This window comes from Pseudomonas sp. PDM28, assembly GCF_019219115.1.
Taxonomy (GTDB): Bacteria; Pseudomonadota; Gammaproteobacteria; order Pseudomonadales; family Pseudomonadaceae; genus Aquipseudomonas; species Aquipseudomonas laurylsulfatiphila.
Map to the genome: position 1 here is coordinate 14,607 of NZ_JAHUWG010000009.1, position 17,992 is coordinate 32,598.

Annotated in this window: 18 protein-coding genes; 11 read left to right on the forward strand and 7 right to left on the reverse strand. The window is 60.0% G+C overall.

What is annotated here, in order from left to right; translation table 11 throughout:
• Positions 1-13: 13 nt before the first annotated feature.
• The 3 genes from KW841_RS20410 to flgA all read right to left on the reverse strand — a co-directional run bounded on the left by KW841_RS20410 (position 14) and on the right by flgA (position 1,784).
• Positions 14-481, reverse strand: coding sequence for a flagella synthesis protein FlgN (locus KW841_RS20410; protein WP_218479498.1), 468 nt, complete (start codon positions 479-481; stop codon positions 14-16).
• A gap of 48 nt (positions 482-529) precedes the next feature.
• Entirely contained in the window at positions 530-856 is a 327-nt protein-coding gene (flgM, locus tag KW841_RS20415; RefSeq protein ID WP_218479500.1) for a flagellar biosynthesis anti-sigma factor FlgM, read from the reverse strand.
• A gap of 169 nt (positions 857-1,025) precedes the next feature.
• Positions 1,026-1,784: a flagellar basal body P-ring formation chaperone FlgA gene (gene flgA, locus KW841_RS20420; RefSeq protein WP_218479502.1), complete on the reverse strand. Its 759-nt coding sequence runs from the start codon at positions 1,782-1,784 to the stop codon at positions 1,026-1,028.
• An 83-nt stretch (positions 1,785-1,867) separates the two neighbouring features.
• On the opposite strand from flgA, the gene KW841_RS20425 reads away from it, so the two are divergent.
• Together KW841_RS20425 and cheR are read left to right on the forward strand one after the other, a co-directional pair.
• On the forward strand, positions 1,868-2,800 hold the full coding sequence (locus tag KW841_RS20425; protein ID WP_015096472.1) for a chemotaxis protein CheV: 933 nt from the start codon (positions 1,868-1,870) through the stop codon (positions 2,798-2,800).
• 45 nt (positions 2,801-2,845) lie between these two features.
• The gene (gene cheR, locus KW841_RS20430) at positions 2,846-3,673 is read left to right on the forward strand and encodes a protein-glutamate O-methyltransferase CheR (RefSeq protein ID WP_007980127.1); all 828 of its coding nucleotides are present in this window, start codon (positions 2,846-2,848) and stop codon (positions 3,671-3,673) included.
• Between the two features lie 181 nt (positions 3,674-3,854).
• Here the strand turns inward: cheR and KW841_RS29750 are convergent, their stop codons facing one another.
• A complete protein-coding gene (locus KW841_RS29750; RefSeq protein ID WP_256357897.1) occupies positions 3,855-3,989 on the reverse strand; it encodes a hypothetical protein in 135 nt (44 codons plus the stop codon).
• 54 nt (positions 3,990-4,043) lie between these two features.
• Here KW841_RS29750 and flgB point away from each other — a divergent pair, with 54 nt between their 5' ends.
• The 4 genes from flgB to flgE are packed head-to-tail and all read left to right on the forward strand — an operon-like array spanning position 4,044 to position 6,981.
• Positions 4,044-4,451 (forward strand): flagellar basal body rod protein FlgB, encoded by a 408-nt coding sequence (gene flgB / locus KW841_RS20435; protein ID WP_008051530.1) that lies wholly within the window; start codon positions 4,044-4,046, stop codon positions 4,449-4,451.
• 3 nt (positions 4,452-4,454) lie between these two features.
• Positions 4,455-4,898 (forward strand): flagellar basal body rod protein FlgC, encoded by a 444-nt coding sequence (flgC, locus tag KW841_RS20440; protein ID WP_007980123.1) that lies wholly within the window; start codon positions 4,455-4,457, stop codon positions 4,896-4,898.
• A 15-nt stretch (positions 4,899-4,913) separates the two neighbouring features.
• On the forward strand, positions 4,914-5,636 hold the full coding sequence (flgD, locus tag KW841_RS20445; RefSeq protein WP_116579915.1) for a flagellar hook assembly protein FlgD: 723 nt from the start codon (positions 4,914-4,916) through the stop codon (positions 5,634-5,636).
• Between the two features lie 31 nt (positions 5,637-5,667).
• On the forward strand, positions 5,668-6,981 hold the full coding sequence (gene flgE, locus KW841_RS20450) for a flagellar hook protein FlgE (protein WP_116579916.1): 1,314 nt from the start codon (positions 5,668-5,670) through the stop codon (positions 6,979-6,981).
• 312 nt (positions 6,982-7,293) lie between these two features.
• On the opposite strand, the gene KW841_RS20455 is transcribed toward flgE, so the two are convergent.
• Positions 7,294-10,185, reverse strand: coding sequence for a ribonucleoside-diphosphate reductase subunit alpha (locus KW841_RS20455; protein ID WP_218479505.1), 2,892 nt, complete (start codon positions 10,183-10,185; stop codon positions 7,294-7,296).
• Between the two features lie 740 nt (positions 10,186-10,925).
• On the opposite strand from KW841_RS20455, the gene KW841_RS20460 reads away from it, so the two are divergent.
• The gene (locus KW841_RS20460; protein ID WP_007980115.1) at positions 10,926-11,648 is read left to right on the forward strand and encodes a response regulator; all 723 of its coding nucleotides are present in this window, start codon (positions 10,926-10,928) and stop codon (positions 11,646-11,648) included.
• Complete coding sequence (locus KW841_RS20465; RefSeq protein ID WP_218479507.1) at positions 11,645-13,255, forward strand: ATP-binding protein; 1,611 nt, start codon at positions 11,645-11,647, stop codon at positions 13,253-13,255. The genes KW841_RS20460 and KW841_RS20465 overlap by 4 nt, the downstream gene beginning before the upstream one ends.
• Before the next feature lie 124 nt (positions 13,256-13,379).
• On the opposite strand, the gene KW841_RS20470 is transcribed toward KW841_RS20465, so the two are convergent.
• Together KW841_RS20470 and KW841_RS20475 are read right to left on the reverse strand one after the other, a co-directional pair.
• On the reverse strand, positions 13,380-14,099 hold the full coding sequence (locus tag KW841_RS20470; protein WP_218479509.1) for a 4'-phosphopantetheinyl transferase: 720 nt from the start codon (positions 14,097-14,099) through the stop codon (positions 13,380-13,382).
• 193 nt (positions 14,100-14,292) lie between these two features.
• Entirely contained in the window at positions 14,293-15,084 is a 792-nt protein-coding gene (locus tag KW841_RS20475; protein ID WP_218479511.1) for a dienelactone hydrolase family protein, read from the reverse strand.
• A 146-nt stretch (positions 15,085-15,230) separates the two neighbouring features.
• Here KW841_RS20475 and KW841_RS20480 point away from each other — a divergent pair, with 146 nt between their 5' ends.
• The 3 genes from KW841_RS20480 to KW841_RS20490 all read left to right on the forward strand — a co-directional run bounded on the left by KW841_RS20480 (position 15,231) and on the right by KW841_RS20490 (position 17,974).
• Positions 15,231-15,833 carry a porin family protein gene (locus tag KW841_RS20480; RefSeq protein WP_218479513.1) on the forward strand — a complete coding sequence of 201 codons (603 nt, stop codon included), beginning with the start codon at positions 15,231-15,233 and terminating at the stop codon, positions 15,831-15,833.
• Between the two features lie 120 nt (positions 15,834-15,953).
• Positions 15,954-16,631, forward strand: coding sequence for a response regulator transcription factor (locus tag KW841_RS20485; RefSeq protein WP_218479515.1), 678 nt, complete (start codon positions 15,954-15,956; stop codon positions 16,629-16,631).
• Positions 16,628-17,974, forward strand: a complete 1,347-nt coding sequence (locus KW841_RS20490; RefSeq protein WP_218479517.1) for an ATP-binding protein — start codon at positions 16,628-16,630, stop codon at positions 17,972-17,974. Before KW841_RS20485 ends, KW841_RS20490 begins: the two co-directional genes overlap by 4 nt.
• Positions 17,975-17,992: the final 18 nt, after the last annotated feature.

The following is a 17,992-nucleotide window of genomic DNA, read 5'->3' on the forward strand; positions in this document are numbered from 1 at the left end:
CGCATCAAGCGGCCTAAGCCTGACTGAGCGGGCGCGGCTTAGCAAGCTTGGAGAATGTTCCGCTGGCATCGTAGAGCGCCGGGGTTTCTCCACCGTTGAGAATTCTCAGCTGGGTGGCCGTAGCGGCCTGCTGAGTGAGGATCGATTGACCGTTGCTGGCATTGCTGGCCTGGCACTGGACCAGGAGATCGCTCAGCACGTCACTTTGCGCCAGCAACTGGTCGCCAATGCTCGACTGGCTGGCCAGTTGCTCCAGCCCGCCGCGGTTGGTCGGCAGGTTGAGGCTGGCGAGAATTTCACTGCGCTTGCGGCCATGCTGTTCGAGCAAGACGACCAATGCCTGTTTCTGCGCCAGGATACCCTCGAGCAATGGCATGTCACGGCCATGCAACGCGAGGGATTCGGTCTGCAGCAATTCCAGCAGGTGTTGCGCTGGAGCAAAGTCGTCGGTGATCAGTTGCAGTAGCTGAGTGTCGTGCATGGCTGGCCTTGGGTTTTAAGCGTCCAAAAGCCTGGCGCCGGCGGTGGCCTAGCGCTGGGCTTCGAAGTTGAGCAGTTTGCTGGCTACACGGTTGCTGTCGACTTTATAGCTGCCATCGGCAATCGCTGCTTTCAACTCGGCCACGCGGGCTTTGTCGACGGCAGGCTGATCGCGCAGCGTGTCAGTGACCTTCTGCAACTGTTGAGCCTCATTGCTGATATGTACCGATTCCCCGCTGTTGACGGTACCGGCCTGTTCGGCCGTGGATTCCAGCGGCGCGGTTTTGCCGGCTTCGGCGCTTTCCTTGCTGGCGCTGGTACGTGTACTGCCCGTAAGGGACGAGGAGCTGTTCAAACGGCTGAAATCGATGACCATGATAAAAAAAACCTCTGGGAATTTGGACGCTTGCCATGGTTTCGGCCATTCCCTGGAAAACTTTAGGCTCATTTATCAATGAACCTCGCGCGCGTCAGCGCTTGCCCTGCATGGAGCACAGTCTAGGGAACAGCCGCGGCGAGCGCCACATTCCGATGAGCAGAGCGCCTTACATGGACACTTCCACCTGCCCCGGCGCCATGACCTGCGCCTTGATGACTCGTTGGGAGTTGAGGTTTTTCACCCGGATCTGTTCGCTCAGGCTGCCGTTCGACAGGGCTTCGCCGGGCATGCGCACGCTGAGCGTACCGCTGCGGGCGGTAATCACGACCTGATCCCCCTTGCGGATCACCTCGGCCTGTTCGATATGTACCAGGGTAATCACCTGGTCGGTGACCATTGGTCGGGTCAATCGCTGCCCGATCGCCTGGTCGAGGGACGTCAGGTAGCCCTGGCTGATCAGGCTGATATCGCGCTCGCGCAGCACCACATCTTCAGGCTCGACAATGGCGGCACGGCGCAGTGGCCGGGCGCTGGTCACGACATCGCGAAACAGGCGGACTTGAGCGGGTACGAACACGGTCCAGGGAGAGGCGCCCTCGCAGCGGACCTTGACCGAGACCCGTCCCAGCGGCTTTGGAGACTCGAGCGTTGCTGTCAATTCCTTGTCGCACATCGGCATGTGCATGCGCGGGTCGAGCGGGTTGACCTGGAGCTCGTAGCGACCTTCGGTTTGACTGGTTGCCAGATAGTCTTCTACGGTGAATTCAAGAAAGCCCTGAGTGACGCCGATAAGCATGTCAGGCAAGGTAACCGCGTCAGCAAGGGCAGGGCTGCCAGCGTTGAACAGGCAAACAGCCGCCAGCACGCCGAGGAATTTGCGGTAGGGTGTGGTCAGGCGTCGAAAAAATGTCGGTTCTGTGTTCATAACGATTAAAAAAGCAAGCGCCGTGCCGTTTAGTGATGAAGGCGCGTCGCAACAACACTTGGCGTTGGTGTAGGAGTCTGGGCATGGCTGGTGTAATGGATTCGGTAAACCAGCGCACGCAACTGGTGGGGCAGAATCGCCTTGAGCTGTTGTTGTTCCGTCTCGACGGCCAGCAGCTGTACGGGATCAACGTATTCAAGGTTCGGGAGGTGCTGCAATGCCCCCAACTGACGTTGATGCCCAAGTCCAGTCCTGTCGTGTGCGGCGTGGCGAACATCCGGGGGGCGACCATTCCGATCCTTGATCTGGCGATGGCGACCGGCTCCGGTGCGTTGAAGGACAAGAACAATCCGTTCGTGATCATCACGGAGTACAACACCAAGACCCAGGGTTTCCTGGTGCGCTCGGTGGAGCGCATCGTCAACATGAACTGGGAGGAGATCCATCCGCCACCCAAGGGCACCGGGCGCGATCACTACCTGACGGCGGTGACGCGGGTCGACAATCAGTTGGTCGAAATCATCGATGTCGAGAAGGTGCTCGCGGAAGTGGCACCGACGCCGGAAGCGATTTCCGTCGGCGTGGTGGATGTCGAAACCCAGCACAAGGCGCTTTCGTTGCGCGTGCTGACGGTCGACGACTCCTCGGTGGCGCGCAAGCAGGTCACGCGTTGCCTGCAAACGGTCGGCGTCGAAGTGGTGGCGTTGAACGATGGTCGGCAAGCGCTGGATTACCTGCGCAAACTGGTCGACGAGGGCAAGAAGCCGGAAGAAGAGTTCCTGATGATGATCTCCGACATCGAGATGCCGGAGATGGACGGGTACACCCTGACGGCGGAAATCCGCAACGACCCGCGCATGCAAAAGCTTCATATCATCCTGCATACTTCGTTGTCGGGGGTATTCAATCAGGCGATGGTCAAGAAGGTCGGTGCCGATGACTTCCTGGCCAAGTTCCGTCCTGATGACCTGGCATCCCGGGTAGTCGACCGGATCAAAGCAGCAGATATCAGCTAGGGGCCTGCGCCCCTGGCAGTCAACACGATTTAAGAGGCGGCATCATTGTCTACGGGTAATTTGGATTTCGAACAGTTCCGGGTATTCCTGGAAAAAGCCTGTGGCATTTTGCTCGGTGAAAACAAGCAATACCTGGTCTCCAGCCGTCTCAACAAACTGATGGAACAGCAAGGCATCAAGTCTTTGGGTGAGCTGGTTCAGCGCATGCAGACCCAGCCGCGCAGCGGTTTGCGCGAGCAGGTGGTGGATGCCATGACCACCAACGAAACCCTGTGGTTTCGGGACACCTATCCGTTTGAAGTCTTGAAGAACAAGGTCTTGCCCGAAGCGATCAAGGCCAGCCCCGGCCAGCGCCTGCGTATCTGGTCGGCGGCGTGCTCGTCGGGCCAGGAACCGTATTCGCTGTCGATGTCCATCGACGAGTTCGAACGGGTCAACATGGGCCAGTTGAGGATGGGCGTACAGATCGTTGCCACCGACCTGTCCGGCACCATGTTGAACAACTGCAAGACCGGCGAGTACGACAGCCTGGCCATCGGCCGCGGTCTGTCGCCCGAGCGCCTGCAGCGATATTTCGACCCGAAAGGGCCGGGGCGCTGGGCAATCAAGGCGCCGATCAAGAGCCGGGTGGAATTCCGTTCCTTCAACCTGCTGGACAGTTACGCGAGTCTCGGCAAGTTCGACATCGTGTTCTGCCGCAACGTACTGATCTACTTTTCCGCCGAGGTGAAGAAGGACATCCTGTTGCGCATCCACAGCACGTTGAAGCCGGGGGGTTACCTGTTCCTCGGTGCTTCCGAAGCGTTGAACGGTTTGCCGGATCATTACCAGATGGTCCAGTGCAGCCCGGGGATCATTTACCAGGCGAAGTGATTTCGCTGGTGTTGTCAAAAAAACGGGAGCCCTCAGGGCTCCTGTTTTTTTATGTCTGCAAATGATCATTTGAAATCACCACACCCCTTGTGGGAGCGGGCTTGCCCGCGAAGGCGTCGTGTCAGTCGATATCAACTTTGCCTGACACACCGCTTTCGCGGGCAAGCCCGCTCCCACAGGGTCAGTTGGTGTCTTCGTAAGCGGTGCCAAGCGGCAGAAAAGCGGCAGGCGGCGGAAAACCGTTGCCGCTTTTCTGGCATTGCCGCGTTGCCATGTCCGGCAAAGCCCCGGTTTTCGGGGTTTTTTGAATTGGCATGGGGCTTGCTAAGTTGATCCTACGAAAAATCAGGTCACCCGAAGGTTTCCCGACATGAGCATCAGCTTCGATAAAGCGCTCGGTATCCACGAACAAGCCCTGGGCTTCCGCGCCCAGCGTGCTGAAGTCCTGGCCAATAACATCGCCAACGCCGATACCCCGAACTACAAGGCTCGGGACCTGGACTTCTCGAAAGTGCTCGCCGAGCAGAACGAGAAAACCAAAAGCGGCACCTTCGCCTTGAACATGACCAACAGCCGTCATATCGAAGCTGAAGGCCTGGGCAATGGCGACGAGTCGTTGCTGTATCGCACGCCGATGCAACCGTCGATCGACCAGAACACCGTGGACGCTCAGCTGGAACAGTCGAACTACGCGGAAAACGCGATCGGCTTCCAGGCCAGCTTCACCCTGCTCAACAGCAAATTCAAAGGGCTGGTGTCAGCCCTGCGCGGAGAGTAAGCCATGTCTCTATCCAGTGTTTTCAACATTGCCGGTAGCGGCATGAGTGCGCAAACCACGCGTTTGAACACCGTCGCCTCGAACATCGCCAACGCCGAGACCGTCTCGTCGAGCATCGACCAGACCTACCGCGCACGTCACCCGGTATTCGCCACCATGTTCCAGGGTGGCCAGAGCGGCGGCAGCGACTCGCTGTTCCAGAGCCAGGACGCCGCCGGCCAAGGCGTGCAGGTGCTGGGTGTGGTCGAAGACCAGAGCAATCTCGAGGCGCGCTACGAGCCGAACCATCCGGCCGCCGATGCCAAGGGCTACGTCTACTACCCGAACGTCAACGTGGTTGAAGAAATGGCCGACATGATTTCGGCGAGCCGTTCGTTCCAGACCAACGCCGAAATGATGAACACCGCCAAAACCATGATGCAGAAAGTCCTGACCCTCGGTCAGTGATAAGGGGCGACTCAGATGAGTGTTACCGATTCCACCAGTGGTTTGAGCCTCAACGACATCCTGGCCAACTCTTCGATCAAGACCAACACCACGACTGACGGCCTCGCCTCGGCAGCCGGCAGCGCCTCGGGCAACAAGGCCCTGGGCAAGGATGCGTTCCTGCAGTTGCTGGTAACCCAGCTGAAAAACCAGAACCCGCTGGAGCCTCAGGACAACGGTGCGTTCGTGGCCCAGCTGGCGCAGTTCAGCAGCCTGGAAGGCATCACCACGCTCAACGACACCGTAAGCGGCCTGGCCAGCAACTACAACTCGTCCCAGGCCTTGCAGGCGTCGTCGCTGGTGGGCCGTTCGGTCATCGCACCGGGCGACAAGGCCGTGGTCGATACCACCAAGAGCTTGAGCGGCACGGTGGTGGTGCCGTCTTCGGTGGCGTCCGCGACCCTGAAGATCACTGACTCAACCGGCAAGACCGTGCGCACCATCGACCTCGGTTCGCAGAAGGCCGGCAACGCCAGCTTCATCTGGGACGGCAAGAACGATGCGGGTGAGACGGTACCTGCGGGCACCTACACCTTCGGCGCCACGACCGAGATCGATGGCAAGTCCGTCGCGTTGATCACCAACCTGCCCGCGACCGTCAACAGCGTGACCATCAGCCAGACCGGCGGTGAGTTGATGCTCAATCTGGCCGGGCTGGGCAGCGTTGCCCTGTCCAAAGTACAAACCATTGGTATGTAAAGCCGACTAACCCGGCACAAAGGAGTGAAATATGTCTTTCAACATCGGTCTTAGCGGTCTCTTTGCATCCAACAAACAACTCGACGTTACCGGCAACAACATCGCCAACGTCGCGACCACGGGTTTCAAATCCTCCCGTGCAGAATTCGAAGACGTGTACTCGGCGACCCGCCTGGGCACCGGCAGCAAGACCATCGGCAACGGCGTGCGCCTGGCCAACGTTTCCCAGCAGTTCACCCAGGGTGACGTGAGCAACACCGGCAACGTGCTCGACATGGGTATCCAGGGCAACGGCTTTTTCGTCCTGAACAACAACGGTTCGCTGACCTACACCCGTGCCGGTACGTTCAAGACCGACAAGGAAGGCTACGTCACCAATAGCGACGGCACGGCCCGATTGCAGGGTTACGGTGTGGATGCCAATGGCAAGATTCTCAACGGCGTGTTGACCGACCTGCGGATCGATACCTCCAACCTGGCGCCGAAGGCCACCAACACCGTTTCGTCGACGATCAACCTGAACTCCACGGCGCCGGTGATCGATCAGACGGTGGCGACCAACAAGTTCGATCCGAGCAAGCCCGCCACTTACACCAAGCAGTTCACTACCCCGGTTTTCGATACGCAGGGTAACCAGCACCCCATGGACCAGTACATGGTCAAGACGGGGCCGAACACCTGGGATACCTACACCCTGATCGATGGTCGCAACCCGGATGGCAGTGATCCTGCCGTGACGGCTCCAATCCCTTCGACCATGGCTTTCGATTCGAGCGGCAAGCTGGTTTCGGTTACCACTCCAGGTACTCCGCCTGTCGTCAGCCCGGATCTGAAGATCACCAACTGGGTTCCAGGCAAAGTGACCAACGGTGTATGGGCAGCCAACGGCGCCGCCGCCGATCCGGCAGGTGTGACCACTTCCATGAGCAACACCACGCAGTTCAACGCCGACACTGCGCGTTCGATTCCTGCGCAGAACGGCTACGCCACCGGCCAGATTACCAACCTGACCATTGATGGCAGCGGTGTGCTGCTGGCCAACTTCAGCAACAACCAGACCAAGCCGATCGGCCAGATTTCCCTGGCCAGCTTCACCAACGAGCAAGGCCTGCAGCCGGTAGGCGGCACAAGCTGGAAAGAAACCTACACCTCGGGCATCCCGGGCTACGATGCGCCGCAGACTGGCACCCTGGGTTCGATCGTTTCCAACTCCCTGGAAGAGTCCAACGTCAACCTGACCAACGAACTGGTCGACCTGATCAAGGCGCAGAGCAACTACCAGGCGAACGCCAAGACCATCTCGACTCAGAGCACCATCATGCAGACCATCATTCAGATGACCTGATGCTGGATAGTGCTGCATAAAAAGCCCCTCGAGAGAGGGGCTTTTTTGTGCTCGAAAGAAAGACCTGTAGGAGCGAGCTTGCTCGCGATGTTCTTGAGAGCGACGCGTGTATTCAGGATGACCCCGTTATCGTTAACGACCATCGCGAGCAAGCTCGCTCCTACAGGGATCGCATTGAACCTGTGGGAGCGAGCTTGCTCGCGATGGCGTCAGACCGGGCACCATTTTCCATGAGGCAAAAGAAAACCCCCGACCCGCCAGAGGCAGATCGGGGGTTTCGAGCAAGCGCCTTGCGGTGCTTACCGGCTCAGCTTATTGGCAAGCTTCGCAATCCGGCTCGTCGATGGCGCAAGCCTTCGGCACTGGCGCAGGGCCGGCAGGCGCTGCCAGGACCGAATCTTCACCGTGGTTGCCGCCGCTGGAAACAGCGTTCAGCTTGCCGGTGTTGATGGTCGACTTCTCGGTGCTGGTTGCGGCCAGGGCACGGAGGTAGTAAGTGGTTTTCAGGCCACGGTACCAGGCCATGCGGTAGGTCACGTCCAGCTTCTTGCCCGAAGCGCCGGCGATGTACAGGTTCAGCGATTGAGCCTGGTCGATCCACTTCTGACGACGGCTGGCAGCGTCGACGATCCACTTGGTGTCCACTTCGAAGGCGGTCGCATAGAGCTCTTTGAGTTCTTGCGGGATACGCTCGATCTGCTGCACCGAACCGTCGTAGTACTTCAGGTCGTTGATCATGACCGAGTCCCACAGACCGCGAGCCTTGAGGTCGCGAACCAGGTACGGGTTGATCACGGTGAATTCGCCCGACAGGTTCGATTTCACATACAGGTTCTGGTAGGTCGGTTCGATCGACTGCGATACGCCGGTGATGTTGGCGATGGTCGCGGTCGGTGCGATGGCCATGATGTTGGAGTTACGAATGCCTTTCTGTACACGGGCGCGAACCGGTGCCCAGTCCAGGGTTTCGTTCAGGTCGACATCGATGTACTTCTGGCCACGGGCCTCGATCAGGATCTGTTGCGAATCCAGCGGCAGGATGCCTTTGGACCACAGCGAACCCTGGAACGTCTCGTACGAGCCGCGCTCGTCGGCCAGGTCGCAGGAAGCCTGGATCGCGTAGTAGCTGACCGCTTCCATCGACTTGTCGGCGAACTCGACGGCTGCGTCCGAACCGTACGGGATGTGCTGCAGGTACAAGGCGTCCTGGAAGCCCATGATGCCCAGGCCGACCGGACGGTGCTTGAAGTTGGAGTTCTTCGCTTGTGGCACCGAGTAGTAGTTGATGTCGATCACGTTGTCGAGCATGCGCACGGCAGTGTTCACGGTACGTTGCAGCTTGGCGGTGTCCAGCTTGCCGTCGACGATGTGGTTCGGCAGGTTGATCGAGCCCAGGTTGCAAACGGCGATCTCGTCCTTGTTGGTGTTCAAGGTGATCTCGGTGCACAGGTTCGAGCTGTGCACCACGCCGACGTGCTGCTGCGGGCTGCGCAGGTTGCACGGGTCTTTGAAAGTCAGCCATGGGTGGCCGGTTTCGAACAGCATCGACAGCATCTTGCGCCACAGGTCTTTGGCCTGGATGGTCTTGAACAGCTTGACCTTGCCCGGGTACTCGGTCAGGGCTTCGTAGTACTCGTAGCGCTCTTCGAAGGCCTTGCCGGTCAGGTCGTGCAGGTCCGGCACTTCGGATGGCGAGAACAGGGTCCACTTGCCGTCATCGAAGACGCGCTTCATGAACAGGTCAGGGATCCAGTTGGCGGTGTTCATGTCGTGGGTACGACGACGGTCATCACCGGTGTTCTTGCGCAGCTCGATGAACTCTTCGATGTCCATGTGCCAGGTTTCCAGGTAGGCACACACAGCGCCTTTGCGCTTGCCACCCTGGTTAACGGCAACGGCGGTGTCGTTCACGACTTTCAGGAACGGAACCACGCCCTGGGACTTGCCGTTGGTGCCCTTGATGTACGAACCCAGCGCACGAACCGGCGTCCAGTCGTTGCCCAGGCCGCCCGCGAATTTCGACAGCATGGCGTTGTCGTGGATCGCGTGGTAGATGCCCGACAGGTCATCCGGCACGGTGGTCAGGTAGCAGCTCGACAGCTGTGGACGCAGGGTACCGGCGTTGAACAGGGTCGGAGTCGAAGCCATGTAGTCGAAGGACGACAACAGGTTGTAGAACTCGATGGCACGGGCTTCGCGGTCTTTCTCTTCGATCGCCAGGCCCATGGCCACGCGCATGAAGAAGATCTGCGGCAGTTCGAAACGCACGCCATCCTTGTGGATGAAGTAACGGTCGTACAGGGTCTGCAGGCCCAGGTAGGTGAATTGCTGGTCGCGCTCGTGGTTGATCGCCTTGCCCAGTTTTTCCAGGTCGAAGGAGGCCAGCTCAGGGTTCAGCAGCTCGTATTCGATACCTTTGGCGATGTAGGCCGGCAGCGCCTTGGCGTACAGGTCGGCCATCTCGTGGTGGGTGGCGCTTTCGGCGACGCCGAGGAAGCCCAGGCCTTCGGCACGCAGGGTGTCCATCAGCAGGCGGGCGGTCACGAACGAGTAGTTCGGCTCGCGCTCGACCAGGGTACGGGCAGTCATCACCAGGGCGGTGTTGACGTCGGTCAGGGCCACGCCGTCGTACAGGTTCTTCAGGGTTTCGCGCTGGATCAGGTCGCCGTCGACTTCTTCCAGGCCTTCGCACGCTTCGGTGACGATGGTGTTCAGGCGGCCCATGTCCAGCGGCGCCAGGCTGCCGTCGGCACGGGTGATGCGAATCGAAGGGTGCGCTTGTACCGGTTCTTCGGTGGTACGAACGGCACGTTCCTTGGAACGGGCATCACGGTAGATCACGTAGTCGCGAGCGACTTTCTGCTCGCCGGCACGCATCAGGGCCAGTTCGACCTGGTCCTGGATTTCTTCGATGTGGATGGTGCCGCCCGATGGCATGCGACGCTTGAAGGTCGCGGTGACCTGTTCGGTCAGGCGGGCAACGGTGTCGTGGATTCGCGACGAGGCGGCAGCGGTGCCGCCCTCAACTGCGAGAAACGCTTTGGTGATGGCGACGGTGATTTTGTCATCGGTGTAGGGAACGACAGTGCCGTTACGCTTGATCACGCGCAGCTGGCCAGGCGCGGTGGCGGACAGATCCGAATTCGAATCAGCGGCCTGCGGCAAGGTGCCCTGCGGGTTCTCGCGAGTTGTGTCGGTTTGCATGGGGGAGTGTCTCCACATTCTCTATGTTTGTTTGGGCACCATCACGGTGCCCACCGTTCCGTCCTGAAGCACTACAACCGGCGAGCGCCGGGCATAACAACTTCGGGACAGTAGGAAGGGGGCTTTATGGGGCGCCGCTTCCATGCCGAAGTCTTTGGTCTCACGCCTTGGGCCTGAAACCGTGGTCCTTTGCAGGTGACAGTTGGGACTGCAACACCCGTACCGTTTTCACCACTCGGGGCCGAAACACAGTAGCCATCCGCATGCGCGGTTTGGTCTTTCGAAAATACGTTTGGTTCAACCGGACAGAGGCAATAAAAGCGCTTGAAATTGGTGTCTGGTTTGTGTTTGGTTTTTTGCGCAAAACCCTATATCTAGGGTTTTTTTAGCGCCGGGCTACAAGATAATGCGTTTTAGGGGAGGATTGCAACGTACTACCTGTGGATAAACCTGTGCGTAAATTGTGTGTGAAAGAGGGAACCGGCGTGTAGGCCGCGACGCTGCTGGACCGGACCTTTTTTCAGCGAATTTCTGCGCTCGAAAACGCTCGGTCAGATTTTTAAGGGCGCGAACCCTATCACAAAAAACCGCGTTGTCCGAACGCATTTACCCGCTTGTGTTCTCGACGAGCGGCGTTTATACATTCGGCCCAGCGTGTATACATATTTGTCCCCCCGAATCATTACAAAAAAACGGGCGGATCCTTCCTTATTAGTGTTTTTGGCAAGCAGAGGTCACCCGTGGAGCAAGAAGCCTGGCAGGTATTGATTGTGGAGGACGACCAGCGACTGGCCGAACTGACCCGCGATTACCTGGAAGCCAATGGCCTGCGTGTGTCGATCGAAGGGGATGGTGCCCTCGCTGCGAACCGCATTATCAAGGAGCAACCGGACCTGGTGATCCTCGACCTGATGCTCCCCGGTGAAGATGGCCTGAGCATCTGCCGCAAGGTCCGCGCCCGTTATGACGGCCCGATCCTGATGCTCACCGCTCGCACCGATGATACCGACCAGATTCTCGGCCTGGACCTGGGGGCTGACGACTACGTCTGCAAACCGGTACGCCCGCGCCTGCTGCTGGCGCGCATCCAGGCCCTGTTGCGCCGTAGCGAAACACCCGAAGTCGCCCCGGAAAAGCAGCGGCGTCTTCAGTTCGGCCCGCTGATCGTCGACAACGCCTTGCGCGAAGCCTGGTTGCAGGGCAACGGCATCGAGCTGACCAGCGCCGAATTCGACTTGCTCTGGCTGTTGGTGGCCAATGCCGGGCGCATTCTCTCCCGGGAAGAAATCTTCACTGCGTTGCGAGGTATCGGTTATGACGGTCAGGACCGCTCCATCGATGTGCGCATCTCGCGCATCCGTCCCAAGATCGGCGATGACCCGGAGCATCCACGGTTGATCAAGACTGTGCGCAGCAAAGGCTATCTGTTCGTTCCCGAGGCTTGCGTAGACCAGACCCTGTGAACTCGATCTTCCTGCGTATCTATGGCGGCATGTGTGCCGCGCTGATTCTGGTGGCGGTGCTCGGTGTGCTGGCGTTGCACCTGCTCAATCAGGTGCGCAGCGAGCAATACCGCGAGCGTCTGGCCCACGGCACGTTTTCGCTGATGGCCGATAACCTGCAACCGATGAACCAGACCGAGCGCCATCGGGCCTTGCTGGTGTGGGAGCGGTTGCTGGGCATTCCGCTGGCGCTGAAAACCTTTGCCGAGACTGACCTCGACCTTACCCAGCGCACTCGTGTGTTGCACGGCCAGGCATTGGTGGAGCAGACCGGCCCGCACGCGGCGAAGGTCTACAAGCTGGTCAGCGACAAGGAGCAGTTGATGCTGACCGGGGAAGTGCAGCAGATCAGCGAGCAACTGGCCCGGGCGACCATCTACCTGTTGACCGATGAGCTGGTACGCACCCCCGTAGCCGATCAGCCCATGCGTCTGGCGCAATTGAAGCAAGACAAGGGCTTTGGCTTCGACCTGCGGCTGGTCACGGTTGACGAGGCGGACATGGACGAAGACCAGAGCCGCCGGGTGTCCGAAGGCGACACCGTGATGGCGCTGGGCAAGGAAGGCGATTCGATCCGGGTGTTTGCCGGCATGGTCGGCACGCCGTGGGTCCTGGAAATCGGCCCGCTGTATCAGATGAATCCTTATCCCCCGCAATGGCTGGTGCTGATCGCCGCGCTGGGCCTGACGCTGATCGGCTTGATCGTTTATCTGTTGGTGCGCCAGCTCGAGCGCCGTTTGCGTGGCCTGGAGGCCGCCGCCACGCGCATAGCCCAGGGCAGCCTGGAAACCCGCGTGCCGGCGCGCGGCGCGGACTCGGTGGGACGGCTGGCCTCGGCGTTCAACGGGATGGCCGAGCACTTGCAGCAGTTGTTGGCGATCCAGCGCGAACTGGTGCGCGCGGTGTCCCACGAATTGCGCACGCCGGTGGCGCGCCTGCGCTTTGGCCTGGAGATGATCGGCTCGGCCACCACGCCGCAAGCCCTGGAAAAATACTGCCAGGGCATGGACAACGACATCGAGGATCTCGACCGCCTGGTGGACGAGATGCTGACTTACGCGCGGCTCGAACAGGGTTCTCCGGCACTGAATTTCCAGCGGATCGATCTGGATGCCTTGGTCAACCAGGTGATTGAGGAGCTGGCGCCGTTACGTGCCGACGTCACGGTACAGCGGGGTTTGTGCCTGTCGGCCGCTGATAACGACGATGCCTGGGTCGAGGCCGAACCGCGTTATCTGCACCGGGCGATCCAGAACCTGGTGAGCAATGCCATGCGCCATGCGCAATCACGGGTGACCATCAGCTATCAGGTGGGGCAGCAGCGCTGCCGGGTGGATATCGAGGATGACGGGCCGGGTGTGCCGGAGTCGGCGTGGGAGAAGATCTTTACGCCGTTCCTGCGTCTGGACGACAGCCGTACCCGTGCGTCAGGTGGGCATGGGCTGGGGTTGTCGATCGTCCGGCGCATCATCCACTGGCATGACGGGCGTGCGTTGATCGGCAAGAGCAAGAGTCTGGGCGGGGCGTGTTTCAGCCTGAGTTGGCCGCGCAATCAGGAGAAGCGTTGAGGTCTGTGTAGTCTGTTATGGCCCCTTCGCGGGCAAGCCCGCTCCCACAGGTTTTGTGTCGTACACAAGTCAACTGTGGGAGCGGGCTTGCCCGCGAAGGGGCCCTGCCAAACACCGAAAATCGTCAGGCCTTGATACTGACCAGACTCAACAACTGCCCATCCTTGACCCCGAACTGCGCATCCAACTCGGTGCCGTTGCGCCATTCGCGGGACAAATCCGTGAGCAGTCGCAGCCGCACCTCACCCGACTCACGCCACTCCAGCACTTCGGCGTGTTCGAAATAAAACCGTTGCTGAACGATCGGATAGAGTGCCTTGAACAGGCTTTCCTTGACCGAGAACGTCAGGGTCACCAGCAACGCCCGTTGCTCGCGAGGACCGGCCGCCATGCGTTGTAGCTCCGGCGGGTTGAGGATTTCCCCGGCCAGGCGTTCGGCGCGTTCGACATTGAGCAGGTTTTCCAGGTCCATACCCAGGCCGCGCCAATGGCTTTTGTTCGCGACAATCGCCGCGGCCCGGCCCGTGCTATGAGTGATCGAGCCCGTGATATGAGCAGGCCAGACCGGTGCCCGGTCTTCACCAATGGCCGGAATGACGCTCAATCCTTCCAGGCGCTGCAACGCGGCCCGGGCACACACCCGCCCGGCGAGAAACTCCGCCTGCCGTTTGGCGACAGAGCGCTGAATGCTCGCCGGTACCTCCACAGCGCTGCGCTGAAAGTCATCGCTGGCCAGTCGGGTGCTATCGAAGTGAGTGCTCAACAGGACCGTATCAGGCAGCACGAACGGCAGCGGCCAGTGGTCATCGAGGGGGGTGCAGCAGGCGGGCAGTGCTGGATTCATGTCGGCATTTTGCCGTTAAGCAGCAAGACTGGGTAGTGGCCGATAGCTTTTGTGGCGAGGGGGCTTGCCCCCGTTCGGCTGCGAAGCAGTCGTAAGTCCTGCAACCGCGCCCTATCTGGCCCAATGCGATTGCAGGTTTTGGGGTGGCTTCGCCACCCAACGGGGGCAAGCCCCCTCGCCACAGAGGACGGTGTCAACCAAAGATTTTTTTGAAGAAAACCTGCATGTCTGCCCAGGACTTTTCATCCGCCGCCTTGTTGTAACCAATGTCCGGCCCGCCATGATCGCCATGGCTCAACCGCTCGGCATCCGGATTGGTGAACCCATGCTTGGCGCCGTCGAGGCTGACAAATGTGTAGTCGGCCCCGGCCTTGTCCATCTCACTTTTGAAAGCCGTGATGTTTTCCGGGGTGACGATGCTGTCCAGCGCCCCGTGTTCCACCAGAATCTTCGCCTTGACGCTGCCTGGCGTTGCCGGCGTATTGGTCGCCAAGGCGCCATGGAAACTCACCACGCCTGCCAATGGCACGCCCTGTCTGGCGGCATTGAGCACCACGCCACCGCCGAAGCAGTAGCCGATGGCGGCGATTTTATGCGGATCGGTCTGCGGTTGTTTTTTCAACAGGTCGAGCCCGGCCTGAAACCTCGCGCTCGACACGGCACTGTCTTTTGTCACGGCTTGCATGAAGGCCATGGCGTCTTTGGGGTGCTCGGTATTTTTGCCGTCACCGTACATGTCGATGGCCAGGGCGCTGTAGCCCAGGCCGGCGAGATCCCGGGCGCGGCGCTTGGCGTAATCGTTCAGGCCCCAGAATTCATGCACCACCACGACCCCGGGGCGCGGGCCCTTGAGGGTGTCGTCGTAGGCGTAGTAGCCAATCATTTTCGTGCCGTCGGCACTTTGGTAGGGGATTTCCCGGGTCTGGATGGCAGCCTGGCTGAGCCCGCTCAAGGCCAGCAGGAGGACAGCGAAGAACATGCGCATGGTCGGATCTCCTGTTGAAACGTGTCGAAACATTCGGGAAAGGGCGGTTCAGCCCAGGTTCAGAGTGCGTTCAGGGGGAGTTCAGGGCGCGGTGCGTAACCTTGCCCCGTACCCAAAAAACAAACGGCACATGAGGAAACTCCCCAATGACTGCATTCAAAAAATTGCTTCTGGCATTCACGGTTCTGGGCGCAAGCACCGCAGCCTTCGCCTCCGACGACAACTTCGCCAGCCTCACTCTTGGACAGACCAGCGACAAGGTCAAAAAATCCCACGCCCTGAACGACAACCTCAATCACCCGAACGCCGATGGTGTGATCGGCAAGGACACCACCTGGGGTGTGCGTCTGGGCCCGCAGAATAGCCAGGGCCGTTACTACGCCACTTACGACAACGTGTCGGGCTCGCACAACGGCATTAAACTGCGTCAGGAAAACCTCCTGGGCAGCTACGATCTGTTCTACCCAGTGGGCGGCAGCACCAAATTGTTCGGCGGCGCCACGGCGGGCCTGACCAAAATGACCCAGGAGTCGCCAGGCTTCAGTCGCGACAGCGATATCGGCTACGCCATCGGTGGCCAGGTGGGTGTGCTGCAACAGGTTTCGCAGAACACCTCGGTTGAACTGGGTTACCGTTACCTGCGCAGCAACGCCAGCACCGAGATGAGTGAGCGTGGTGGCAACAAGCAGGGTTCGCTGGACCTGACCAGCAGCGCCCAGACCTACCTGTCCGCCAACTACGCTTTCTGACAAGCGTTTCGTGAGCGGCCTGCGCCGGATCGGTCCGAGTGACTGATCCGGCGTCGCCATGTTAGCTATCGAGGTGCGAGGTTGCGCCTCTGGAGATGTTGATTTGCCCGGGAGAGCGTTATGAAACTGCTGGTCGTCGAAGATGAAGCGTTGCTGCGTCATCACCTGAAAACCCGCCTGACGGAGAGCGGCCACGTGGTCGAGTCCGTGGCCAACGCCGAAGAGGCGCTTTACCAGACCGCGCAATTCAACTTTGACCTGGCGGTGATCGACCTCGGTCTGCCGGGCATGAGCGGGCTCGACCTGATCCGCCAGTTGCGTTCAGGTGGCAAGACCTTCCCGATCCTGATCCTCACCGCGCGCGGCAACTGGCAGGACAAGGTCGAAGGCCTGGCCGCCGGCGCCGACGATTACGTGGTTAAGCCGTTTCAGTTCGAAGAACTGGACGCTCGCCTGAATGCCTTGCTGCGCCGCTCCAGCGGTTTCACCCAGTCGACCATCGTCGCCGGTCCCTTGCTGCTGGACCTCAATCGCAAGCAGGCGTCCCTCGACGAACAGCCGCTCGCACTGACCGCGTATGAGTACCGCATTCTCGAATACCTGATGCGCCACCATCAGCAGGTGGTGCCCAAGGACCGCTTGATGGAACAGCTCTACCCGGATGACGACGAGCGTGATCCGAATGTGATCGAGGTGCTGGTCGGCCGTTTGCGCCGCAAACTGGAGGGGCCGGGTGGATTCAAGCCGATCGACACCGTGCGCGGCCTGGGCTACCTGTTCAATGAGCGTTGCACTTGATCCGTTCGCTGCGCATTCGCTTGATGCTCGCCGCCACGCTGTTGGCGGTGTTGTTCATGCTGGCGTTGCTGCCGGCGATGCAGGGTGCTTTCAGCCTGGCGTTGCAGGACTCCATCGAGCAACGTCTGGCATCGGACGTGACCACGTTGATCTCCGCCGCCCGGGTGGAGAACAACAGCCTGCAGATGCCGGCGCAATTGCCCGACGAGCGCTTCAACCTCACCGACAGCCGACTGCTCGGCTATATCTATGACCGCGAAGGGCATCTGGTCTGGCGCTCAAAGGCGACCCGGGAAGAGCGCATCAATTACAAGCCACGTTATGACGGACGTGGTAACGAGTTTGCGCGGATCCGCGAAGCCAATGGCCAGGAATTCTTCGTCTACGACGTCGAGGTCAAGTTGCTCGGCGGCAAAAGTGCAGCCTTCAGCATCGTGGCCCTGCAACCGGTTCGCGAGTACGAACTGACCCTCGAAGGTCTGCGGGAAAATCTCTATCTGGGTTTTGGTGCGGCACTCCTGGTACTGCTGGCGTTGCTGTGGATCGGCCTGACCTGGGGCTTGCAGGCATTGCGGCGCTTGAGTCAGGAGCTGGACCAGATTGAAGGTGGCACCCGTGAAAGCCTCAGCGAGGAGCATCCCCGGGAGTTGCTGCGCCTCACCGGTTCCCTCAACCGTTTGCTGCACAGTGAACGTGAGCAGCGCAGTCGCTACCGTGATTCCCTCGATGACCTGGCCCATAGCCTGAAAACGCCCCTGGCGGTGTTGCAGGGCGTCAGTGAAGACATGGCCCAGCGTCCCGAGGATCGCGATCAGGCCTGGGTGCTGCAAACCCAGATCGAGCGCATGAGCCAGCAGATCAGCTACCAATTGCAGCGCGCCAGCCTGCGCAAGAGCGGTCTGGTACGTCATCAGGTGCACTTGCACCCGGTGCTGAAAAGTCTGTGCGACACACTGGACAAGGTCTATCGCGACAAGCGCGTGCACGTTGCGTTCGACCTGCCCGACCCGTGCCATGTACCGATCGAGCAGGGCGCTTTGTTGGAAATGATGGGTAATCTGCTGGAAAACGCCTATCGCTTGTGCCTCGGCGAAATACGCATCAGCGTGCGTGAAACCCTTAGTGGCACCGAGTTGTGTGTCGAGGACGACGGCCCTGGCGTACCGCCGGATCAGCGCGCACGGATTCTCGAACGCGGTGAGCGCCTGGACCGTCAGCATCCGGGGCAGGGCATCGGCCTGGCGGTGGTCAAGGACATCATCGAGAGCTATAGCGCCCAGCTGACCCTGGGGGATTCACCGATGGGCGGGGCGGCGTTCCGGATTCATTTTCCGGTGGTTTGACCGGGAGTTTGATAGTGC

Coding starts and splice junctions, on each gene's coding strand:
- KW841_RS20410 (WP_218479498.1), bottom strand. CDS start 481: ATGCACGACACTCAGCTACTGCAACTGATCACCGACGACTTTGCTCCA.
- flgM (WP_218479500.1), bottom strand. CDS start 856: ATGGTCATCGATTTCAGCCGTTTGAACAGCTCCTCGTCCCTTACGGGC.
- flgA (WP_218479502.1), bottom strand. CDS start 1,784: ATGAACACAGAACCGACATTTTTTCGACGCCTGACCACACCCTACCGC.
- KW841_RS20425 (WP_015096472.1), top strand. CDS start 1,868: ATGGCTGGTGTAATGGATTCGGTAAACCAGCGCACGCAACTGGTGGGG.
- KW841_RS29750 (WP_256357897.1), bottom strand. CDS start 3,989: ATGCCAATTCAAAAAACCCCGAAAACCGGGGCTTTGCCGGACATGGCA.
- flgB (WP_008051530.1), top strand. CDS start 4,044: ATGAGCATCAGCTTCGATAAAGCGCTCGGTATCCACGAACAAGCCCTG.
- flgC (WP_007980123.1), top strand. CDS start 4,455: ATGTCTCTATCCAGTGTTTTCAACATTGCCGGTAGCGGCATGAGTGCG.
- flgD (WP_116579915.1), top strand. CDS start 4,914: ATGAGTGTTACCGATTCCACCAGTGGTTTGAGCCTCAACGACATCCTG.
- flgE (WP_116579916.1), top strand. CDS start 5,668: ATGTCTTTCAACATCGGTCTTAGCGGTCTCTTTGCATCCAACAAACAA.
- KW841_RS20455 (WP_218479505.1), bottom strand. CDS start 10,185: ATGCAAACCGACACAACTCGCGAGAACCCGCAGGGCACCTTGCCGCAG.
- KW841_RS20470 (WP_218479509.1), bottom strand. CDS start 14,099: ATGAATCCAGCACTGCCCGCCTGCTGCACCCCCCTCGATGACCACTGG.
- KW841_RS20475 (WP_218479511.1), bottom strand. CDS start 15,084: ATGCGCATGTTCTTCGCTGTCCTCCTGCTGGCCTTGAGCGGGCTCAGC.
- KW841_RS20480 (WP_218479513.1), top strand. CDS start 15,231: ATGACTGCATTCAAAAAATTGCTTCTGGCATTCACGGTTCTGGGCGCA.
- KW841_RS20485 (WP_218479515.1), top strand. CDS start 15,954: ATGAAACTGCTGGTCGTCGAAGATGAAGCGTTGCTGCGTCATCACCTG.